The 22,717-nt window shown below is 44.9% G+C and carries 17 protein-coding genes; 8 read left to right on the top strand and 9 right to left on the bottom strand.

The window, feature by feature from the left end; genetic code table 11:
• Positions 1-82 precede the first annotated feature (82 nt).
• The 3 genes from NSQ58_RS23200 to NSQ58_RS23190 are packed head-to-tail and all read right to left on the bottom strand — an operon-like array spanning position 83 to position 1,730.
• Entirely contained in the window at positions 83-532 is a 450-nt protein-coding gene (locus NSQ58_RS23200) for a VanZ family protein (RefSeq protein WP_341058292.1), read from the bottom strand.
• The gene (gene rpiA / locus NSQ58_RS23195) at positions 532-1,200 is read right to left on the bottom strand and encodes a ribose-5-phosphate isomerase RpiA (protein WP_025718577.1); all 669 of its coding nucleotides are present in this window, start codon (positions 1,198-1,200) and stop codon (positions 532-534) included. Before rpiA ends, NSQ58_RS23200 begins: the two co-directional genes overlap by 1 nt.
• 59 nt (positions 1,201-1,259) lie before the next feature.
• The gene (locus tag NSQ58_RS23190) at positions 1,260-1,730 is read right to left on the bottom strand and encodes a GNAT family N-acetyltransferase (RefSeq protein ID WP_028542760.1); all 471 of its coding nucleotides are present in this window, start codon (positions 1,728-1,730) and stop codon (positions 1,260-1,262) included.
• 467 nt (positions 1,731-2,197) lie between these two features.
• Here NSQ58_RS23190 and NSQ58_RS23185 point away from each other — a divergent pair, with 467 nt between their 5' ends.
• From NSQ58_RS23185 to NSQ58_RS23175, 3 genes are all read left to right on the top strand, one after another.
• On the top strand, positions 2,198-3,967 hold the full coding sequence (locus tag NSQ58_RS23185; protein WP_023988122.1) for a methyl-accepting chemotaxis protein: 1,770 nt from the start codon (positions 2,198-2,200) through the stop codon (positions 3,965-3,967).
• 144 nt (positions 3,968-4,111) lie between these two features.
• Positions 4,112-7,807 carry a non-ribosomal peptide synthetase family protein gene (locus tag NSQ58_RS23180; protein ID WP_071558901.1) on the top strand — a complete coding sequence of 1,232 codons (3,696 nt, stop codon included), beginning with the start codon at positions 4,112-4,114 and terminating at the stop codon, positions 7,805-7,807.
• 118 nt (positions 7,808-7,925) lie between these two features.
• Positions 7,926-8,924, top strand: a complete 999-nt coding sequence (locus NSQ58_RS23175) for a polysaccharide deacetylase family protein (RefSeq protein ID WP_068940615.1) — start codon at positions 7,926-7,928, stop codon at positions 8,922-8,924.
• Positions 8,925-9,014: 90 nt separating this feature from the next.
• Here the strand turns inward: NSQ58_RS23175 and NSQ58_RS23170 are convergent, their stop codons facing one another.
• Entirely contained in the window at positions 9,015-9,635 is a 621-nt protein-coding gene (locus NSQ58_RS23170) for a TraX family protein (protein WP_316243560.1), read from the bottom strand.
• Between the two features lie 22 nt (positions 9,636-9,657).
• Positions 9,658-10,368: a CBS domain-containing protein gene (locus tag NSQ58_RS23165; RefSeq protein ID WP_028542764.1), complete on the bottom strand. Its 711-nt coding sequence runs from the start codon at positions 10,366-10,368 to the stop codon at positions 9,658-9,660.
• A 185-nt stretch (positions 10,369-10,553) separates the two neighbouring features.
• Here NSQ58_RS23165 and fsa point away from each other — a divergent pair, with 185 nt between their 5' ends.
• From fsa to NSQ58_RS23150, 3 genes are all read left to right on the top strand, one after another.
• Positions 10,554-11,201, top strand: a complete 648-nt coding sequence (fsa, locus tag NSQ58_RS23160) for a fructose-6-phosphate aldolase (RefSeq protein WP_013309811.1) — start codon at positions 10,554-10,556, stop codon at positions 11,199-11,201.
• 202 nt (positions 11,202-11,403) lie between these two features.
• Entirely contained in the window at positions 11,404-11,859 is a 456-nt protein-coding gene (locus NSQ58_RS23155) for a MarR family winged helix-turn-helix transcriptional regulator (protein ID WP_023988117.1), read from the top strand.
• A gap of 1 nt (position 11,860) precedes the next feature.
• Positions 11,861-13,060, top strand: a complete 1,200-nt coding sequence (locus tag NSQ58_RS23150) for an MFS transporter (protein WP_341058290.1) — start codon at positions 11,861-11,863, stop codon at positions 13,058-13,060.
• Positions 13,061-13,151: 91 nt separating this feature from the next.
• Here the strand turns inward: NSQ58_RS23150 and NSQ58_RS23145 are convergent, their stop codons facing one another.
• Both NSQ58_RS23145 and NSQ58_RS23140 read right to left on the bottom strand, forming a co-directional pair.
• Positions 13,152-14,462 carry an MFS transporter gene (locus NSQ58_RS23145; protein WP_341058289.1) on the bottom strand — a complete coding sequence of 437 codons (1,311 nt, stop codon included), beginning with the start codon at positions 14,460-14,462 and terminating at the stop codon, positions 13,152-13,154.
• A 90-nt stretch (positions 14,463-14,552) separates the two neighbouring features.
• On the bottom strand, positions 14,553-16,271 hold the full coding sequence (locus tag NSQ58_RS23140; protein ID WP_341058288.1) for a methyl-accepting chemotaxis protein: 1,719 nt from the start codon (positions 16,269-16,271) through the stop codon (positions 14,553-14,555).
• 270 nt (positions 16,272-16,541) lie between these two features.
• On the opposite strand from NSQ58_RS23140, the gene NSQ58_RS23135 reads away from it, so the two are divergent.
• On the top strand, positions 16,542-17,495 hold the full coding sequence (locus NSQ58_RS23135; RefSeq protein WP_341058287.1) for a serine hydrolase domain-containing protein: 954 nt from the start codon (positions 16,542-16,544) through the stop codon (positions 17,493-17,495).
• Between the two features lie 143 nt (positions 17,496-17,638).
• On the opposite strand, the gene yicI is transcribed toward NSQ58_RS23135, so the two are convergent.
• Positions 17,639-19,963, bottom strand: a complete 2,325-nt coding sequence (yicI, locus tag NSQ58_RS23130) for an alpha-xylosidase (protein WP_341058282.1) — start codon at positions 19,961-19,963, stop codon at positions 17,639-17,641.
• A gap of 181 nt (positions 19,964-20,144) precedes the next feature.
• Between yicI and NSQ58_RS23125 the strand changes: the two genes are divergently transcribed.
• Positions 20,145-21,065, top strand: a complete 921-nt coding sequence (locus tag NSQ58_RS23125) for an AraC family transcriptional regulator (RefSeq protein WP_028542770.1) — start codon at positions 20,145-20,147, stop codon at positions 21,063-21,065.
• Positions 21,066-21,080: 15 nt separating this feature from the next.
• On the opposite strand, the gene brnQ is transcribed toward NSQ58_RS23125, so the two are convergent.
• Complete coding sequence (brnQ, locus tag NSQ58_RS23120; protein WP_341058280.1) at positions 21,081-22,439, bottom strand: branched-chain amino acid transport system II carrier protein; 1,359 nt, start codon at positions 22,437-22,439, stop codon at positions 21,081-21,083.
• Positions 22,440-22,717 lie beyond the last annotated feature (278 nt).

The raw sequence follows: 22,717 nt of genomic DNA, 5'->3' as shown, positions 1-22,717 counted from the left end.
ATTATGAGAAGGTTACAGTTCATTATGTAAAAAAAGCCCGCTCTCAGCCAGTCTTAAAGCACTGATCCAGAGAGCGGGACGATTATGTTGTTATCCCTAACTTCTTACGTACAAATACGTAGGCAACACGGCCGCATAATACTCCCAGAACATTCAGTATGATGTCATCTACATCCATTGTACCTGCGCCCAGTAGCATTTGGGACACCTCAAGAATGACCAGTGCGATCACTATCGTTAACAACAGACTGCCTATACTTCGCATGGACACCCCAATGATAGGCACAAGGATACCGAAGGGAATAAATACGCCAATATTACCGAGCAAATTAACACCCCATACCCGAAAAGGAAACGACTCCATTGCCCGCAAGTATTGCCTAATCGTATCAAACGGAACAATATTATACGAATACGGGGGTCCTGGTCGTAATGTACGACCAAAACCGAGAAACATCCAATATAATAGAAGCCCTGTATATAAAATCAATAACATCAATGCCACATGATGAAGCAGGCGGGTCCTAGACATTACTTGTTACGGACGTCGATCTGTCCATTGGCCCGTGCGATAATAACCTGGTCCGCCATATTAATGAACAGTCCGTTATCGACTACACCCGGAATTTGATTCAAGCGGATTTCCAATTCCTGCGGATTCTCGATCGTACCATAGCGACAATCGGCAATATAATTACCATTATCCGTAAGGAAGCGCTCGCCGTCTTTCATACGCCATTCTGCTTTACAGCCCGTCCCCCGCAAAGCCTCCAACGTCCACTCACTGGCAAAGGGTACGACCTCAACGGGTAAAGGAAATGCACCCAGCACCTTCACATCCTTGGACTCATCGACAATAATGATTAATCGGTCGCTATTGCTTTCCACAATTTTCTCTCTCAGCAGGGCTCCGCCTCCACCTTTCACCAGTACCAGTTGCTCGTTCACTTCATCTGCACCGTCGATGGTAACGTCAAGCCTTCCAATCTGATCAAACGGAATGATGGGAATTCCCAGCTCCCTGGCCTGATCCTCCGAGGCTTGGGATGTAGCTACAGCCTGTATATGTAATCCTTGTGCTACACGCTCACCGATTTTTTGAATAGCCCAAAAGGCTGTCGAGCCTGTACCAAGTCCTACTTTCATACCGTCCTGAATCGCTTCAACTGCTTTTTCGGCCGCTTTTTGCTTCAAATTCATTATCATCTCTCCCGCTATATAGGCTAGTATTATCATCATCCATTTTATAAGAGAACGCTTTATAATAACAGAGACAGCTTTTTACCATAACAAAGGCTGTTTTCATCGTGTTCATACTCCCCAAACCGTTCAATAGGTTCGTATCCCCGCTTGGTATAGAGAGCAATCGCTTCAGGTTGAGCCGCTCCGGTCTCCAGTTTAATTCTTACAACTCCTCGTTTGCTGGCCTCCTCTTCCAAAAAAGATAATAGACTCACCGCAATTCCTTGTCTGCGATAAGAGGAATCGACATAAAACCTTTTGAGCTCCATTTCTTCCGCATCTATAGGCCTAAGCCCTCCACAAGCCACCGGTTTTTCGTCCACATACACAACAGCGAAAACCATTTTTTTAACTTTCGGATTGGAAAAATCGACCAAGTAAATTTCGTCGGCAGGATACCTTTCCAGCAAGTCCTCATCCAGCCTTTGAATCAACTTATGCAGATCCTCATGATTACTCTCAACCTTTAAAATCGTAAGCTTGGACATTCTTCTTATCCCTCTTCTCTTTACATGGATATAAGGACTCATTTCGCAAACAATTCACAAAAACCGCGCTAAATCAAGCATTTCCAACGTCAAATATGAAAAATGTCCCAAATTGATAAGTGCATTTGACTCTATTATAAAGTATGATGGTTTCTGTTGAATAGTTGCTTATGGACTGTAATGAAGTCGAATTTCAAGTAGAAGTATAAATTGGAATATACTGAAACACAGACAGCGTTTACCTATTAAAAATTAATTTTTTATTGTGTAAGGTATTCATTTCAAGGGCTTTTCGTACGACATATATATAGGGATATCATACTTGTCTATAAAAGGACTTAAGACCTATTACTTAAAATTCAAGAGTCTATGATCTCGATTAATATGTTTGTAAGGGGGACTTGATTATCTCATTCGATAAGCGGTTCAACACCATATACAAAAATACAACCAGGGAGTGGAACATTTTGAAAAAGTGGAGTAGCTTATCATTCTTCACCAAAAACTTATTATTATCCTTCTTCAACATCGTATTGATTGGGCTAGTCCTTATTGTGTCCAGTTATTTGATCCAACGTACGATTTTGATAGACCAATTGCATGGGCAAGTGGAAAAAATCACATTGAAGTGGGCCCAGGGCATTAATTCCGATGAAGTAACCCAAGCGGTTCAAGAGAAAAATTATGATGGACCCGTTCAAACCAAACTCCGCGCGTATCTAGATAACATCATGGCGACGAATCCAAATATCTCTCATGCTTATATTTTCGGGACGGAGCTCGAAAATGGCAATCTAACATCTATTGTGGCGATGCCAACGGATCTCAGAGAAGCATTTGAAAAAGATAAGCTGCTCGTTGGCTCCATGTACGAGCAACCCAATGTCGTAGCAGTAGGCGTAACCGGTATGCTGGACAGTGGCAAACCAACATTCACCAGCTTCTACGATGATTCTTTTGGTACATGGACGACTTTGATGACTCCGATTAAAGATCCAAGTGGCAAAATCTTTGCATATTTTGCAGTTGATGCAGATGCCGGTGCCGTACCTGCAGGATTGACCAAGCTGCTCATTAGCGGCGCTACCATTTTAGTGATTTTCCTACTGATCTGCCTGGCGCTTCAATATTGGGTTGTGAAACGCACGCTGTCCCCGATTAAGCAACTGATGTACGGTATCAGTGAAGTAAGCAGAGGAAATCTGGATGTTCAAATTCATGCAGGTCATGATGATTTGGGGCTCGTGAATCAGAACTTCAACAATATGGTAAGTCATATTAACAGCATTATGACCAAAGTGAAGCAGACAACGGATGAAGTCAATGAATCTGCCAAGGAATTACTCGCAATCTGCGAGCAAAACGGAATCAATTCCAACATCATCAATCAAAACATCAGTGAAATCACGGAGAATATCCGTTCGCAGGAAAAAGCAACAGGTGATAGTGCACGTGCCATGGCTGAAATGGCTTCGGTAATTCAAAATATTGCCACTAGTTCTTCCAATGTTGCGGAGGAAGCCAATTCGGTAGAGAAACGTTCTAATGAAGGCAACGAGATTGTAGGTAAGGTATCATCCCAAATGCACTTGATTACCGATACAGTAACCAATACTTCCCGTATCATCAAGTTGCTGGACAGTCGTTCGCAGGAAATTGGCAATATCATCAGTACCATTTCAGGCATCTCCAGTCAAACCAACCTGCTCGCTCTGAACGCTTCTATTGAAGCTGCGCGCGTTGGCGAAGAAGGTAAAGGCTTTGCCGTTGTTGCCAGTGAAGTACGTAAGCTGGCAGAACAATCTGCGGATGCAACCAAACAAATTACGTCCCTGATTGAAGAAATTCAAAGTGAAATCGGACAAGCTGTGAAGTCAATGGAGCAAGGAAACGTTGAAGTTCAAAACGGAATCGTCGTTGCCGGACAAGCAGGCGTGCTGTTCAATGATATTCTTCAAGCAACTAAAAATGTAGCATGGCAAATCCAAGAAGTATCCAGTGCTACTGAGCAAATATCTGCGGGTACACAGGAAATGACAGCGACTGCAGACGATCTTTCTTCCACCGTAACCAAAACAGCCAATAACAGTGTTCACATTGTGCGAACGGTGGAGGAACAAAAAGCTTCTTTGGATTCGATCATTGATTCATCCCATAAATTGACATCCATGTCTGAAGAGCTTCAAGAAATTACATCTTATTTCAAAATTGCAGACACCAACCGTACCAAATCATAATAACCATTTATCGACTCCAAAATTTATTTCATAAGTAAATCATTCGGTAATGCCTCCCTCCTGTTCATGCATTTGAAGGGATCGGAGGCATTTACTGAGTTTATCATTTATATTAAGACATCATACATTCAGGAGGTTAGCGTAATGGCTTCATTACTACAAAACAGCACACAGACAATCCCATCCCCATTCCTAGTTCCCTTGGATTGTGCACGTATACAACGCAAGCATACATCCTCTACTTATCAAGTAGAGTTAGAAGCGTCCATCTCGGAACAATTAAATCAGCAAAAAACTGCGGAAGACAAGCAAGCGTTGCTCTTATCAGCATATACTGCATGGGTATATCGCCTATCCGCAGAAGAAGAAGTTTCTTTTTCTACATTTGTGCCACAAACCGGTCTGCTTACAGCTTCGCTGACAGTCGAAAAGGAAACGACTTTTCACGAACTAGCAGACTTATTTCAGGACATGCTCCGTGAGCCTAATGCATACCTTGCGGAACCACAAGCCGATACTTCATTTTCGGCAAATCTGCCTACGGACAGCGGTGTAGAATCCCGTATTATGGACTGGGCTGTTAGTGAACACAATGGCGCTTATCAAATACAGATACGTTATGATCAATCACTCTTGCTGGAAACAACGGTTGTCCGATACGCAGAATACTTTGAAACCCTTTTGCGTGGCGCGCTAACCAACAGCCATGCACTTGTGAATTCCATTGATATATTATCGGATGCGGATCGAGCTGCTCACGAAGCTTTAAATAATACAGTTGTGAAATATCCTGAGCACCAAACTATTCATGGAATGTTTGAGGAGGCGGCTTCACAATACCCTGATCGTCCGGCTATTGCTTCACACACTGGAGAGTACACGTACCGTGAGTTGAACGAACGTGCTAACCAAGTCGCACGTGTCTTGTTATCCAAAGGTCTTACCAAAGGTGAATTCGTGACTATCTTCATGGAACGGAGCTTAGAGACCGTCATTTCACTGCTTGGTATCCTGAAAGCCGGAGGCGTATATGTACCTGTTGATCCCGCCCACCCCGCTGACCGGAGTAGCTACATTGTCGAAGACACGCGTTCTCCTTTTGTCTTAACAACTTCCGCACTCATGGAACAAGCGACTGAACTGTGCGGTTCCATTGAGACGGTAAAAGAAATTTTAGCGATTAACGGGCCACTGGCAGGCTATGCTGCAAGCAATCCGAACGTTAATGTAAGTCCGGATGATCTAGCTTATGTCATCTATACATCCGGCTCTACAGGCAAACCGAAAGGTGCCCTGATCGCTCACCGCGGTGTCGTTAACCTAGGAGCTGTCGTGCAACGCGATTGCGACATTACACCTCAGGATGTATTGACCCAATTTGCGACCTACAGCTTCGATGCATCCGTTTGGGATACAATTGGAGCCTTGTTTTACGGTGCAAAATTGTACTTGCTGTCTTCCGAAGAACGTGTATCTGTTGAAGAATTCGCTGAAGCCATTGCACGTACAGGCACGACGATTATTACCATTTTGCCGACCGTATTCTTTAATCAGCTATCTACGTACTTGTCAGACGAAGGCTATCGCAAACTCGCTAAGGTACGGATTGTTACCGTGGCAGGAGAAGCGCTGTACGGCTCACAAGTTCGAGCGTTCCAAAGCAAATTCGGTACAGATACCGACATCGTAAACGTATATGGACCGACAGAATGCACCGTAGCAACGACGACCCATCGGGTCCGTGGTGCCGTGCCTGAGCATGTCGTCAATATTCCGATCGGCAAGCCTATTTACAATTACAAAGTGTATATCGTTAACGATGATAACAAGCTTTGCCCTGTCAATATTCCGGGTGAAGTATGCATTGCTACTCCTGCATTGGCCCATGGCTATCTCCATCAGCCAGAACGTACAGCCCAATCATTCGTGGACAATCCTTTTGTTCCGGGTGAAAAAATGTACCGCTCGGGTGATATCGCCAAGCTGCTGCCAGATGGTACGATTGAATACGTAAGCCGCAAGGATTCACAACTCAAAATTCGGGGGAATCGGATTGAAATTGGAGAAATTGAAGACCATTTTTCCAAACATCCAGGTGTTCAGGACGTCGCTGTAGTAGCCGTCAAAGATCACACAGATCAGAACATGCTAGTTGGCTATTTTACCACTTCGGATGGACAATCCATTCCACAAGACGTTATTCAGTCTTATATTGGGGGCAAGCTGCCTTCTTATTTTGTACCAAGCCATGTCGTTCATCTGGAAGCCATGCCAATTTCACCAACTGGCAAGATCGATCGCAAAAAGCTGGCCCTGCGGCCACTACCGGAAGCGTCTGATCTTTCATTTGGCGGGGAACCTCTCCGAGAAGGAACCGAAACACTTATTGCCGAAGCATGGACTCAAGTGCTTGGTAAAAATAACATTGGCGCTACCGATGATTTCTTCCTGATTGGGGGCGATTCGCTTCGTGTCATTCATGTGCTGGCTATTCTAAAGCCGCGCTATGGCGCGCTGCGCATCGGAGATTTTTTCCGCTACAAAACCGTTCGCGAGCTTGCTGAATATGTGGAACAATTAGGTACGGAACAAACGCCGCAACGCAAGCCACTTGCGATTTCTCAAGAAAAAATGGACTTGAATGAGCATCCTATTGAGTTGTCTGGTGCTTCTGACTTAGCTGAAGTCCGCGACTTGCGCGTGATTTTGTTGACCGGTGCTACAGGCTATCTGGGCTCGCACATTCTGTATGACCTGCTTCAACGGACAGAAGCCAAAGTATACGCGATGGTACGCCCTTCTCAGGACGGTCCATCCGGTATCGAGCGTATTCAGTCCGTATTGATGGGATATTTTGGACAAGATATCTCCAGCTTGATCGAAGGACGGGTAAAAGCTGTCTATGGGGATCTGGAGCAAGCTGATCTTGGTCTCTCTTCCGTCGACCGCCATATGCTGGAGCACCAAATCGACGGCATCATTCACAGCGCCGCTGACGTTCGCCATTTTGGTGATTCGGCAGCTTTCGATCGCACGAATGTGACCGGTACACTGGAACTGCTGAAAATCGCCCAAGCCAAGCCGGGAGTATCGTTCCATCATGTCTCCACTATGGGGATACCGGAGGATCTTGCAAACGAAGGAAAATGGGAGTCGGCATTGGAGCTTTCTGCCTTCCCAGACGAATTGAACGTGGACAACCTGTACACGAACAGTAAACTCGCAGCAGAGAAGCTATTGTTCCAAGCAGCTCAAGCGGGTACGCCTGTCTCGATCTATCGTGCGGGTAATTTGACAGCCCATTCGGCCAACGGACGCTTCCAGCGAAATATCGACAGCAATGCTTATTATCGCATGATGAAGGCGATGCTGCTGCTGGGCAAAGCGCCACAAGCCGATTGGCATACGGACTTCACACCGATTGATTACGCCAGCCGTGCTATCGTAGAGCTGTCCGTTCATCAAAAAAGCGCAAACCGCATTTTCCATATCTGCAATCCGAACCCATTGCCATATGATGAACTGATCGCTATGGTAAACCAACTCGGTTACGCAGTAGAAACCCTGCCTTTTGACGATTACAGCGCCTGGCTGCTGAATCCGTCTTCCGGCATTCAGGAGGATGCACTTCACCTTGCTATGGGACAACTGGAAGGTGACGGAGCCAAGGATTCAGCTTACCGTTACGGATGCTCTGTAACCGCAGCTCTGCTGGAACAAGCTGGCGTTCAATGCCCGGCAACCGACCTGAACTTTATTCGGAACATGATCCAGCATGCCGTCGAGATCGGTTACTTCCCGACCTCTTCATCGGTATCTGTAAAAGCAACACAGAGGTAACAAAGTTGTGATATTTCTCCCGCATGTTTTCGGTATGATAGACTAGATTTTGCTAGTTTCATATTTAGTATAAACCTCTATACTTTCAGAATTTTTTGCATGCGGGGGATGTCATTCAATGAAACACACTTTTTTTAAAAGAACATTGCTAATCATAAGTTTGTTGGCTATTTTAGGGATTTTGGTGTATGAAGCACGTAGCATATACCACACACCTACAGTTAAAGGGACTCATCGTACACGTACAGCTCATGCAGATCGACTGGTACGCCATTTATTCTCACTGACGCCTACACCAGATAAAGTATATTACCAAAACAAAGTCATTGTCCTGATGTATCATGAGGTGACCAAGACTCCACCTGATCCCGGCGCTCTCAAGCTTAGTAATTTAACGAGGCAGTTGGACGAAATGAAAGCTAACGGCTTCCACTGGATCACGATGAAAGAGTATACCGACTTTATTTTACATAAAGCCAAGGTTCCTGATAATGCGGTACTCATGACATTCGACGATGGCTATGAGTCCTTTTATACGGACACCTTTCCCGTGTTGAAAAAGTATCAGGTTCCGGCAACCAATTTTCTCATTACGTCCACGATCAGCAATCCCAAACACATTGGTATTCCAAAGCTGACATGGGATCAAATTCATCAGATGCATGCCGAAGGCATTGATTTTTACAATCATACCAATGACCAGCATGCTTACGGGTACTCCAACACAGCACGCACCAAACAAAAGCCGCTTCTGATGGGGCCTGTGTATTCGAAAAAGCTGGGGCGAATGGAAACCGAGGATGAGTTCAAACAGCGGGTTTATACCGATTTGGGCATGGCTGACAAGAAGCTGTTCAAGCATCTACACAATGATCAGAATGTACTTGCTTTCCCATATGGTGGGTATACCAAGGAAACGCTGGAAATTTGCCGTTCCTTGGGAATTGATGTTACGTTCACGGTGAAACGTGGGATTAACTCGCCAGGGCAAACGAACGGCTATCGCGTCAATGCAGGTGGAATACACAATATTCCGGAAGTATTGGTGCAATACATGAAGGAAGGTGCTCCCCTTCGCCCACTTCCTTTTGCCCAAGGTCCTAACAAGGTATCCTAAACGTTAGCTAGCTTATTCAAGGATAAAAAAGAACCTTTAAAACCATTTATGTCGTGGTTTTAAAGGTTCTTTTGTTGTATGAGATGTAGATTAGGGCCAGATGCGAATTGTCGCGATAACAGCCAGATGTACCGGGTAAAAGCTACGCCACAACCAGCGCGGTACCCGACTATAAAATCCGCTTTCTCCAGTTGCAAAACATACGATCAGTATGCTGGACAGCAGACTAAAGTGTTGGAGATTCGCGTGATGCACCATATCATACACTACGTTCAAAACAAAATGGGCTGCAATCATCATGTATGAACCGGTGTATCGATAAATGAGAACCAACAGCAGTCCATAGGCTCCGTAATCCATCTGGCTGAGCTCCATAACCAGAGCTGAAAGGACGTACAGACCCGTTACAGCCGCCCAATGCTTCAAGCGGGATGCAGCAGCCAGCGCGAGCAACGAGGCCAGTAGCGTCCAGATTACATTCGGTCTGTATACATCAAACGCCAGCATATAGGGCACCTGAGAAATCAGAGCCAGCCCGAGTAGACGGAGCATATAGCTCCGCATATCTCGGGTACGGGTATACCCCATATACAGCGCGTAGGCATAGATTGGAAAAGCAAGTCTGCCGGCAATTCTCCAAGCCGGATCCGTCGGAAAAAACACAAGTCCGACATGGTCAATCAGCATCGTCAGCATGGCCAACCAATACATACAAGGCCCCCTTATTCATCTTTTACGTTTTTTCTTCTGTCAAGCTCAGAATGGCGTTCATGATGTCCGTTTTCGTAACCCGCCCTACCAACCCTTGAATTGGAGTTGAGGAGCTACATTGCTCGTCCAAAACTGGAAGACAATTGACCTGATGCCGAATCAGTCTCGATATCGCTTCCAGTAAAGAGTCTTCTGGAGCAAGCGTCGTCATTTGGGCCCGGCGCGTCATTGCCATGGTCACCGGGACGGTGTGAAGATCGGTATGCCCCAGCATGACCTTCAGCAAATCCTTGCGCGTAACAATTCCAATGAGCTCCTGCTCCTCCCCTGTGACCATCAGCGTGCCTGTATTTTGCTGAAACAGCATCAGCACCGCATCATAGGCGGTCGTTTCACCGGAAATCAAAATCGGATCACTAAGTATATCCGCCACAGTCAGCTTTTTGAGCATGTTGCCGATATGACTATCATATTTGGGGTAACGTCCTGGCAAGTAGCCTACCTTCGGCTTGGCATCTACCAGCCCGAGCATAACGAGCAGAGCAAGATCAGAACGGAGAGTCGGACGCGTCAGTCCCAGTGTTTCAGCAATTTTATCCCCTGTTACAGGTGCCAGACGCTGGACAATATCAACAATTTCCCGCTGTCTTTCAGACAGTTGAATAATGATTACCTCCTTATGAAGTGGGGTAGTATATATTATAAATGAGCATAGATCGGTAAATTTCAGCATCTTCCGACAATTCATCAAATTTTAATCATAGACAGCTTGTTTTCAAATTTAAAATGTGTCACAATTAAGGATGTAATACATACTAATTATAAGTTTAACGTGTGCAATATGCTACATTTAAATGAGCTAGTGTACATCGCATGTGATATGTATTATGAATTATATAAACCTGAGGAGGAAATCAAATGAAATTTTTCTTGGATACTGGTAACATTGAAGAAATCAAACGTATTGAACGTTTGGGTCTGGTTGATGGTGTAACAACGAACCCTTCACTGATCGCTAAAGAAGGTCGAGTGTTCAAGGAAGTCATTCAGGAGATTTGCAGTATCGTTGAAGGTCCCGTAAGTGCTGAGGTTATTGGCCTGAAGGCTGAAGATATGCTCAAAGAAGCTTATGATATCGCCAAGTGGGCACCGAACGTGGTTATCAAGCTTCCTATGACCGAAGACGGCTTGTACGCTTGTAACGAGCTGACCAAGAACGGAATCAAAACGAATGTAACACTGATTTTCTCCGCGGCTCAAGGTTTGATGGCAGCCAAAGCTGGCGCTACTTTTATCAGCCCATTCGTAGGACGTCTGGATGATATCGCTGTTGATGGTATGAAGCTGATTCGCGAACTAAGACAAATTTTGGACATCCATGGTCTGAAATCCGAAATCATCGCGGCATCCATCCGCAACATTAAGCATGTAGAAGATGCTGCTCTGTCTGGTGCACATATTGCCACCATTCCAGGTTCCTTGCTCCCTTCTCTGTGGAAACACCCGCTGACAGACAGTGGTATCGAACGCTTCCTGAAGGACTGGGAAACTGTACCTAAAGCTTAATTCGCCAGTCATGGCAAACGATATTATATCAACCTAAACAGCCCGTATTTTATGGGCTGTTTTTTTGTTTTGTTTTGTGATGGCAGAAATAAAAACGCCGAACAACTTTTTTTTGACAAAATAACTTGTTGTTCATATAATTGTTATAACAACTAATTGATTTCAAAGTAATTTATGTACGGGAAACAGAAAGGAGTACCTTATGAATAACTTGCCTCCCGATTGTTCCATTGGGATGTTGCTCGGGATTACTCACCGCAAAATGAGTCAGCAGCTCTTGCAGCGTCTCAAGCCTTATGATATTTCCCCAGAGCAATGGTCGGTTCTGTACCAAATCTATCAGGCTGAGGGTTTAAATCAGAAAGAAATTGCAGCTAAGGCCGTGAAGGACCAGCCGACCACGACTCGAATTATTGATTTATTAGACAAGAAGGGCTGGGTACGGCGTGTGAATAGCCCTCAGGATCGTCGAGCCTATTTACTTCATTTGACTGAAGCAGGCCGACAGCTTGTAAAAGAGATTCTTCCTATTGAATATGATGCCAATCACGATTTTGTAAGAAGAATTTCCTCAGCCGATCTGGAGCAATTCCGCCAGACTCTTTTACAAATTCACGCCAACATGACCGAATCAGAAAAACAAGGAGATAACGATTAATATGCAACAAAGCAAGCAACCTCTTTGGACCAAGGAATTTATTGTTCTTACGGTTTCCAATTTATTTTTGTTTTTGGAATTACAGATGATTCTATCCTCTATTCCTTCTTATGTGAAAAATACATTCCACGCTAGTTCCGTTCAGGTTAGTCTCGTTACCACTTTATTTGCTTTAAGTGCGATTGCGGCACGGCTCTTTTCCGCCCGTATGCTGGAAAAAGGGCATCGCAGCACTCTGATCTTCGTGGGGCTGCTGTTTGCATTGGCAGGAACGCTGGGGTACAGTGTTTCGCCGACGATTACAGTGCTTCTGCTCATGCGGATGTTATTCGGGATCGGCTTCGGTATGAGCAGTACGGCTTTTCCAACGATGGCCTCTGACGTCATCCCGTCCAAGCGCCTTGGTGAAGGAATGGGGTATTTTAGTTTATCCACCAGTCTAGCGATGTCGATTGGGCCGACCATTGGCATCTCAATGCTGCAATACGGGAGCTTTAACCTGCTCGCCTATACGACAGCAGCTGTCATTATTGTTATATTCCCTTTGGCTCACTGGCTCATTCGTACATTACCTAAGGGGCACATCGAACCCCCTATGATTCCTTTGGAAGAGGGGCGAAAACCGGCATTTAACCGTAAACTGTGGATTCCCGCCTTACTGAACATGCTGATGTCTATTACATATGGCGGATTACTCAGCTTTATGGCGCTTTACGGAAATGAAGCAAATCTGGCGCACCCGGCCTATTTTTTCCTGTTTAATGCGGTTTCCGTGCTGATTGTGCGTCCCTTCTCGGGCCGTATTTATGACAAAAAAGGAGCAAAAGCACTGCTCATCCCCGGCTCCCTCTTTTTAATTGGCGGTCTGCTCCTGCTTTCCTACGCGCACAGTGATGATTTCATGTATGTGTCGGCTCTTTGCTACGGTATCGGGTTTGGTGTCATGCAGCCAACCCTGCAGACCTGGATGATTCAGATTGTATCTCCTAAACAAAGAGGCATGGCAAATGGTATGTTTCTCAATTCCCTCGATTTCGGGGTTGCAGCCGGTGCGCTTATACTTGGCATTATTGCCAAAGCAAGTGATTATGCGTGGATGTACCGCCTTTCCTCGCTGTTTGTTGTACTGTTTTTGCTGATCTATGTTATACAAATCATCGCAAGCCGTAAGCCTAAATCGCATGTTTCTCTCAATGGGTAAAGCTATTGTTTTCAAATACATTTAGTTTATAACTGCTTATAATCAAAAGCACCCGTTGCCATAGTTTCATGGACAACGGGTGCCTTTTCATTTATTTCGCAGGAGTTTTGCGTTTTAGCTTGGAAGAAAGAGGCTTTTCTCGGGCCACCCCTGTTAGCTCCTCATTTACACTCATACGGTCACTGGATTTGTCATCTGTTGGTTCATCCTGCTTGGGTTTGACCGCAAATAGCATCAGCAGAGCTGCAATGCCTCCCACTGCGGCCATCACGCCAAAGAGCAGACCATGTCCACTGCGACCCAGCAGCAAGGAAACAACCGGAGGGCCTAGCGATACCCCGACAAAGCGCATGCTGCTGTACAACGAAGTAATGGTTCCGCGCTCCTCTTTTTCAATTCCCTTCGTAATCAGGGCATCCAAACAAGGCAATGCGAGCCCAATTCCGCCTCCCCCTAACGTAAACAACCCAATCACCGCATAAATATGTTGAAAAAATCCGAGAATGGCAAAGCTGATCGTCAATATGGCCAAACCGCTGAAACCGATCCATTTCATGCGCTTTTTGTGTTTGCCGATAATCTTGCCTCCTACATAAGAGCACAGACAGAGGGAAATAAGCGGAATGGCCAGCACAAAACCTTTCCAGACTCCACGGAGGTTGTAACGACTTTCTAGTATGTCGGATAAATAGAACAAGACGCCAAAAATGACAAACATACAAATACCGCCCATAGCGAAAATAGCATAGAGCCAGCGTCCTTTTTCAGCAAGCACCCGCTTCACATTTCCCACAAACTCTCGAAAAATAATCGGTTGGTTCTTACGTTTGGGCACATGGATCAGCCAAAGCACCAAAATGAGCGAAATCAGACAGAGACCTGGAATTACTGCCAATGGCAAAAACCATAGAACTGCTCCCAACGCGGCACCGAGGATCGGACTTAACACTTTACCGAATGTGTTGTAGGTCTCGACGACGCCCAGGTTCTTGCTGGCCTCATCCTCGTTCTCGTACAGATCACCTACAAGCGGAATGACTATAGGAAAAGCCCCTGCCGCTCCCGCACCCTGAAGTAGACGGCCTCCAATAATGGTCCAGTATGCTGCCGAATCGTGAAGCAGCCATGCTCCCGCCGCAGAAATCCCCCCTCCAATCACAGTCAGAATCAGACAGGGAACAATCACCGCCTTACGGCCAAATCGGTCGGAGAGATAGCCCGCAATCGGTATCAGTAAAATGGCCACTACCGCATATACTGTAATCAACATGCTAATCCGAAAAGAACTTACATGTAGCTTACGTCCGATTTCCGGTAAAACAGGAATCAGCATGGAATTACCCAGCGTCATCATCAGCGGGATGGAACCTAACGCAAGCAGATTCCCTTTATTTCGTTGCATCCCGTTACCACCTTTGCAAAAGTAATAACACAGCTGTTCTGATTCGTTCAACAGATGTTATTGTGTTTACATTGGTGGGGATTTATGCGGTTACACTTTAAATCCACCGACCCTTGCATTCAGCAGTTGCGACATATCCGCCAATGTATGAATAGATGATGCAATTTCCTCCATGGAAGCCAGCTGCTCTTCAGCTGCCGCACTGACACTCTGGGTTCCCCCTGCCGACTGCTCTGCTACTTCACGAATACGTTCTACTGCTTCCACCATTCGCTCGGAACCGCCGGACATCTGTTCTACAGACCGATTTACACTGTGAATCTGTTCGCTGACCAGTTGAATGGAACTTCCAATCTGACGAAATGCGGTTTCTGCGGATTGCATAACCTTTACGCCAGACTGCACTTCAACCGTCCCTGTCTGCATACTGGAAGCGACATTTCCAACATGCTCCTGAATATTTTGCACAAATTGTGTGATTTCTGCTGCTGAAACCGATACCTGCTCGGCCAATCTTCTTACCTCAGAGGCTACAACTGCAAATCCTTTGCCCTGCTCTCCGGCTCTTGCCGCTTCAATCGACGCGTTGAGCGCCAGCATTCCTGTCTGTTTGGCTATCCCGGTAATAACAGCTCCGATCATGCCAATCTGTTCGGCCTGTTCACTAAGTGAACGTACAGCACGTGCAGAGCTGTCTACACTTTCGCTTACCTTCTCCATCTGAAGCATAGCCTGACCTATAGATTGTTCTCCTGCTTCTGCATCTTTAGCGGCTGTATCAGACAACTCATACACCTGCTGGCTCGTAGCTGCAATATGCTCCAGTTCGTGGGCTAGCTCTTTTACGGTATCTGTAGTTTGTGTAATATCATCGACCTGATGCTCCATACCAGCCGCTAGCTCTTCCATTACACCGGAAGTATGACGATTGGCCTGATTCATTTCCTCTGTACTTACGCTAACCCGCTCTGCGGTTACGGTTAATGTACGCGCCGTATCCTGAGCATCCACTATAATACTGCGGAACCCCTCAATAAGCTTGTTGTAGGAGCTTGCAATCATACCGATTTCGTCTTTGGACGTAATATCCAGTCGGCTACGCAAATCTCCCCCACCTTCAGACATTTCCAACAGCTGCTCATTCATATGGTGTAATGGACGAATTGAACGAATCAAAACGATGGATTGAACAATACTGTAAATGATAACTAGAAGTCCTACAATACTCATAATCAAGGATGTATTCGTCATCGTTTGGTGCGCTTGCTGTACTTTCACCGTTACCATATCTTCTTGAGCTTTGACAAAGGCTACTACCTTGGTATCAAGTTGCTTACGCAACACCCGTTCGTTTTCAAAATCATCGAGCAAATCAGAAAATGGCGGGAAAGCATCGTCTCTTGTACTCTGATACCCCGCTGTAGTCAGTAAACGATGAACTTGATTCATGTAAGTATTAATCCCCGTCTTGAGATCAGTCATTTTTTTCTTAGAATCCTCATTACCTGTATTAAGCAGAGCTTCTGTCTCCTGTAGCAACTTTGCAACTTCACTTTGCTTGTTTCCGATCTCTCGCCCGTACTGTTCATCACGAGTTAGCAAATATGCCCGCTCATCATTAGATATGCCGTTTAACAAAAATTGAAGAGACTTCGAGTTATACGCAATAGCCTCTTCACGATTCATAATATCCTTGTACTCATTCTCACTATGTACGCTTAAAATGTAATTGGTCAGCAGCATAGCTGCAATCACACTCGGAATCAGTATCGCGCTAAGAATCATTTTGGCCTTAATTGTTAAATTCATGAATCGGTCCCCCAGTTATTTCTGAATAAAATGTCCAACTTACTATATATCGTTTTATTCGATTGTTTTTTTGAATGAAACAGAAAAAGTGTATAGATTTTTAAATATACTTGTGTCTATTCAGTGAACATATATATCTTTTTTAATATCAAAGAACAAAAAAATTCAAAATTAGTAAATGAACTGTTTTCAGTTTGTACTCTTCGAATTTCGGACTATTAAAATGATATACTATGTATTGCTATGCCATAAGCCTCAAGGAGGATCTGCATGAAAAGTCTGGAACTAAAACCGCTTATTCACGTGCTTAACGAATTGGAAACCCGCAGCTGCCTTATTGAGCAGCAGGGTAACATGATCATGAATTACTATCGTGAACCTCAAATTGCTAATGAACTCTATAAAATAAATTCCTGTACCAAAAGCGTGATTTCCGCATTAGTTAGTATCGCTATGGACCAGCAACGGGGAGCGAAACCGGAGACGCCGATCCTCGAATTCTTTCCCCAGTTGGCCACAGATAGTGATTCTCGTAAGCGTGATATTACGATTGAACATCTGCTGACGATGTCCGCAGGCTTTAACTGGACGGAATTTGGCGGACAAAATTCTTTTCCTACCATGAGCAAAACGTCAGACTGGGTGCAATTTGTGCTTTCACAGCCATTATCGGATGTGCCAGGTAAGCGAATGGAATACAGTTCTGGCTGTTCTCAACTTTTGGCCACCATACTACGTAATGTTTCTGGACAAACAGTTGCTGAATTTGCCGAGCAGCAATTATTCCAACCGCTCAGTATCGAAAGCTATCATTGGGAAACCGATCCTCAGGGTACTCATACGGGTGGATTCGGACTGCATCTCAGGCCGATGGACATGCTCAAATTCGGGCGGCTTTATCTGAACCAAGGAGGCTGGGAAGGACGGCAGATCATCCAAACAGAGACAGTCCGATATTCAACCCGTCCGTTTCTTCCTGCTGCCAAACCACAAAAGGCATTTTACGGCTGGCACTGGTGGACTTCTTCCTTTTCAGATGAAACAGAGATAGGAACTGAAACGGACTATTTTTACGCTCTCGGCTTTGGTGGGCAATATATTGTTGTCGTCCCGTCGTATGACATGGTTGTTGTCGTTACCGCTGATAGATTTAAAAAGAAAAGGACTCCTGTAGATATTTTCCGGCAGTATATTGTACCGCTGCTACTCCAGCAGAATAAATAGAAATAAACACCAAAGCTAAAAGTTGCAACTGGTCTCTATCAAAAATCTGCATCAAAAAAGGCTTGCCTATTGGATCAGGCAAGCCCTTTTTTGCATATAATCGCTACATTATGACATACTTCATCCACTTTCTAGCGCCTTACCTAGCCCAAGTGAATAGTAAGCTCTTGCTGTCCGCTGGAAGCTGGTGTAATGGTTACACCCTGTTCTCCCGACTGGCTACTGCCTTCCTCCACTTGAACAGCCTCGTGGATACCGCGCAGGACTATCGACCATGGTTTAACAGCACCTTCTGCCTTCACCGTAATGACAGAATTCTTGCGGCTAGCAGTAACCGTTAGCTCTTCTTCACCTGACGTATTCACGATAATCGTTCGAGCCTGTTGCCCCTCACCAAGTTCAAACAAATGAAGCGCCACTTGATCAGCATAATCATAATCCGGACGACTGTTCTCATGACCGATTGCCAAAAGTGTGTTCGGCTTCACGAGCACAGGCAAAGTTGTAAAATCATGATGCTCGTTAACCCAACAACCACCTGACACGCTCTCATTCGTAAGTAAATTTGTCCACTTACCCTCTGGTACATAATACTGCACATTGCCTTCTTTATTAAAGATCGGGGCTACCAAAATGGAATCCCCCAGCATGTATTGCAGATCCAGCGTTGCACAGGTTGGGTCCTGCGGGAATTCCAATACCATAGCCCGCATCATCGGCAGTCCCTTTACTGAGGATTCCACAGCAGAAGGATACAGGTATGGCATTAGCGAGCATTTGAGTTTTGTAAAGCTGCGCACCACGTCGACTGATTCTTCATCAAACAGCCAAGGCACGCGATAGGATTCGTTTCCGTGCAGACGGCTATGAGAGGACAGAAGCCCGAATTGTACCCACCGTTTGTACACGTCCGGCGCAGCCGTTAACTCAAAGCCGCTAATATCATGGCTCCAGAAGCCGAAGCCGCTCAAACCAAGCGACAAACCGCCTCGCAAGGATTCCGCCATCGACTCATACGTCGACGAGCAGTCTCCGCCCCAGTGAACCGGGAACTGTTGCCCCCCGGCTGTAGCGGAACGCGCAAATAACGCGGCTTCATTTTTACCCAGCTTTTCCTCCAGCACATCAAATACAGCCTTGTTGTACAAATGCGTATAATAATTATGCATCTTCATTGGATCAGAGCCGTCATGATATACCACATGGGTAGGGATGCGCTCGCCAAAATCAGTTTTAAAGCAATCCACCCCCTGATCTACCAACACCTTGAGCTTATCCTGGTACCAGGCGACTGCAGCCGGATTCGTGAAGTCAACCAGCCCCATCCCCGCCTGCCACATATCCCATTGCCACACGCTGCCATCGGCGGTTTTGACCAGATAACCATTCTCCATACCTTCATCGAACAAAATGGATTTTTCCGCAATATACGGATTGATCCATGCACAAATTTTGAGACCCTTTGCCTTCAATCTCTGCAGCATGCCTTCCGGATCCGGGAACATGTCTTGATCCCACTGGAAATCGCACCATTGGTATTCCTTCATCCAGAAGCAGTCAAAATGGAATACCGAGAGTGGCAGATCCCGCTCAGCCATCCCGTCGACAAAATGGTTCACTGTCGCTTCATCATAATCTGTTGTGAACGAAGTGGTCAGCCACAAACCAAAGGTCCAGGCTGGTGGTAATGCAGGCTTACCCGTCAGCTTGGTGTAATTGTCCAGTACTTCTTTAGGGTTAGCTCCACCAATAATAAAATACTCTAACGATTCGCCGGAGACGCTAAACTGAACCTTTGATACATTTTCCGATGCAATCTCATAGGATACCTTTTCTGGATGGTTGACGAACACACCATACCCTTTATTAGATAGATAGAATGGAATGTTTTTATATGCCTGCTCACTGCTAGTCCCGCCATCTTCATTCCAGATATCAACTACCTGGCCATTTTTTACGAATGGAGTGAAACGCTCTCCAAGTCCGTATACGTACTCACCGATGCCCAGCTCCAGCTGTTCCCGGAAAAAAGGCAGATCCTGCGGGTCTGTAATATAGCCTGGTCCCCGATGTCCGCTGCCTGTGACTTTGCGATCTTCGACATAAAAGCCTACATCCCAGCTCTTCCCACGGCCGACTCGCACACTCAGATCGCCGCTTTTCAGTACCGCTACGTCCTCATCCACCGTAATGTCTACCTCTGTTGGCAAGGTGTGAATTTCAAAATTCGGTCCCTGATGCACCCGTCCCTTATGGTGGTTCAGACGCACCTGAATGACATTCGGCATAGGCGAGCTGTAGGTCGCTTTCAGCAACGCTCCGTTCAGCGTATCTCCTTTATGCTCGATCCGGTGGGTCGCTGCATATACCGTCATGGAAGCATCGTCCGTCACAATATCACGGATTTCAGCAGGATTTTGTATTTCATAGCCCTTGCGAACCATCCAATAGCCATCAGTAAATTTCATCTGTTTCTTCCTCCGCTTCAATCTTTATTTTCTTAATCCCAAATCGCTTGTTGGATTTTTTCGAAATCCTTACTATAATAATATTGATTTATGTAAGGGTTTACTTCTTTTATTTTGACGTATTGTATCAATATTTTGATGTTTTATATATAAATCAGTTTGCGGAAAAGGAGTCATAGAAATGCAAAGAGAAATGTTGCGGGAAAATCGAATTCACGGCAATCCCATGTATCCGGTCAGCGTATATCCGAGCGTAGAGCAGCTAAATGGAAATAGTGTACTGGAGTCCCATTGGCATGAGGAGATGGAGTTTATCGTAGTGGAACAGGGGAGCGCCATATTTCAGACGGATATGGTCTATACGGAGGTGAACGAAGGTGAAGCTCTTTTTGTCAACAGCGGCGAGCTTCATGCAGGTTATTTACAAAAAAGCGCTCGTTGCGTATTTTCTGCGGTGGTGTTTCACCCCGACATGCTGCACAGCCGCACGCAGGATACGGTGCAAACGCAGTTTATTGACCCATTTATCAGTAAAAAGCTTGTCCCTCCCCCTCACATTCGCGGCGTGCAGCCCTGGGAGCAAGAGGTGCTGGCTGCATTGCGACACATTATCACCAGCCATGAGCAGAATGCGCCTGCCCGTGAACTGGCGACCAAGGCGCAGCTCTATAGCATGATCGCCTGTCTGTACCCACACATGACCCCCGCTAACGGAGAGGATGTGATTATGGCAGGGCAACGCAATAAAGTTGAACGGATCAAAAAAGCGCTGGTGTATATTAACAGTCATGCTCATGAGCCTATACGTTTACGGGAGATCGCAGATGAGATTGGAATGAGTGAGGGGCATTTTTGCCGTTTTTTTAAGCAGATGGTTCAGAAAAGCCCGGTAGAATATATTAACTATCATCGGATTCAAAAGGCTTGCAGGTTGCTGGAGCAAAGTGATCGCAAAGTGGTTGATATTGCGCTGGATGTTGGTTTTGACAATCTAAGCTATTTTATTGCGACCTTTAAAAAATGGAACGGCCTGACCCCTTCGCAGTACCGTAAGCAGCACGAAGCAGATCAGGCGCTTGCTGTCCCTTATATAACAGACTAATATGCATAGGATAAATCATTTATTTTTTTTGGGCTTCATAAGTACTAAAATTATTTTTCTTCCTCTTAACTTAGTAAATATGTAGCCAGCTACGCCTCCTAAAACAGAGGGAATTAACCACCCTAACCCTACATTATATAATGGAAGAAGATGAGTGAAAAAATCATTAATTACATTAATTTTTATTCCAGCAGCATTCAAGCCATCAAATAAACTAATGATAAAGGTTAATATCAAACTGCCTTGATATACTTCTGACCTTCCTTTAAATACGGGATGTAAAAAAGTTAAAAATATTAGAGAAATAGCAATAGGATATATTGCCATTAATACTGGCGTTGAAACCTTAATGAGCTGAGTTAAACCTATGTTAGCTACAAGGGTACTAAATATAGATAACATGAGAGCAACTCTTTTATAAGAGACTTTTGGAAATAATCCATGAAAAAAGGAAGAGCAGGAAGTGATAAGCCCCACACTTGTCGTTAAACACGCTACTGTAATCATTAAGCCTAATAGAATAGAACCATAAGATCCAAAATAATAGGAGGAAACCTTAGCTAACACCTCAGCCCCATTTCCTAAAACACCCAATTTTTCAACGCTAGAAGCTCCCATGTATGAAAGAGACGTATAGATAAAAGCTAAGAGTATAACCGCAATTGCTATCGCTTTGGCACAAATGATCATCAACTCTTTTTTGGAAGTAACTCCTCTATCCTTAATTGCATTCACAATGATAATTCCAAAAATAAAGGCTACAAGAGCGTCCAATGTTAAATACCCCTCTTGAAAGCCTTTGAAAAAGACATTCGATGTATAACCCTCCGCAGGTTCTTGGAACTTTCCTATTGGGTGAATAATAGCTACAATCACAAGTAATCCAATGAATGTCAATTTAATGGGTGTTAAAAACTTTCCGATTACATCAATAATTTTTGTAGGATTAAGTGATAACAAACATGCAACTGCAAAAAAAAGGATAGTAAATACAAAAAGTGCGACAGGATGATCTGCATTGTTTGAAAAAAAAGGTTTTACTCCAATTTCAAATGACACACTACCGGTTCTAGGAATTGCATATAAAGGCCCGATGGCTAGATAAAGAATAGTTGTAAAGACAATGCCGAATACAGGATGTACACGACTCGCTAAAGTTTGCAAATTGCTTTTGCCCGAAAAAACAAAGGCTGTGACGGCTAGTAATGGTAAGCCAACTCCAGTAACCAAGAAACCTGCATTGGCTATCCATACATTCTTTCCAGCCATTTGCCCAAGCATAGGTGGAAAGATTAGATTCCCTGCACCAAAAAATAAGGCAAATAGCATTGATCCTATAATGATAATAAAGGACGCAGAAACACTTTTCGACATAATAAATCCTCCAACTACGAATTCACAACATTTTGTTTTTATTCGTTTTCTCTTTAATTTGTATAATATATGTTAATAGGGACGTAGCCCATGTTGCATCCAAAGAACGGTATCTGATTGCCTAGAGTATGTAATCTGGTGCTTTTCACAAATAATGCTCAGTTCGATCTAAATGCCATCACCAATCAGGGACAGCCATCCGCTCCCCCCTTCTGACTAGTGTAGGGTGATAACCTGTCCCTTAGGGTGAGTGGGTTTCGTCATAACTCATCGTTACA

Source organism: Paenibacillus sp. FSL M7-0134 (assembly GCF_038007865.1).
In the GTDB taxonomy this organism is placed as follows: Bacteria; Bacillota; Bacilli; order Paenibacillales; family Paenibacillaceae; genus Paenibacillus; species Paenibacillus polymyxa_B.
The sequence above is the reverse complement of the archived record's forward strand: the minus strand, read 5'-3'. Positions and strand labels throughout refer to the sequence as shown.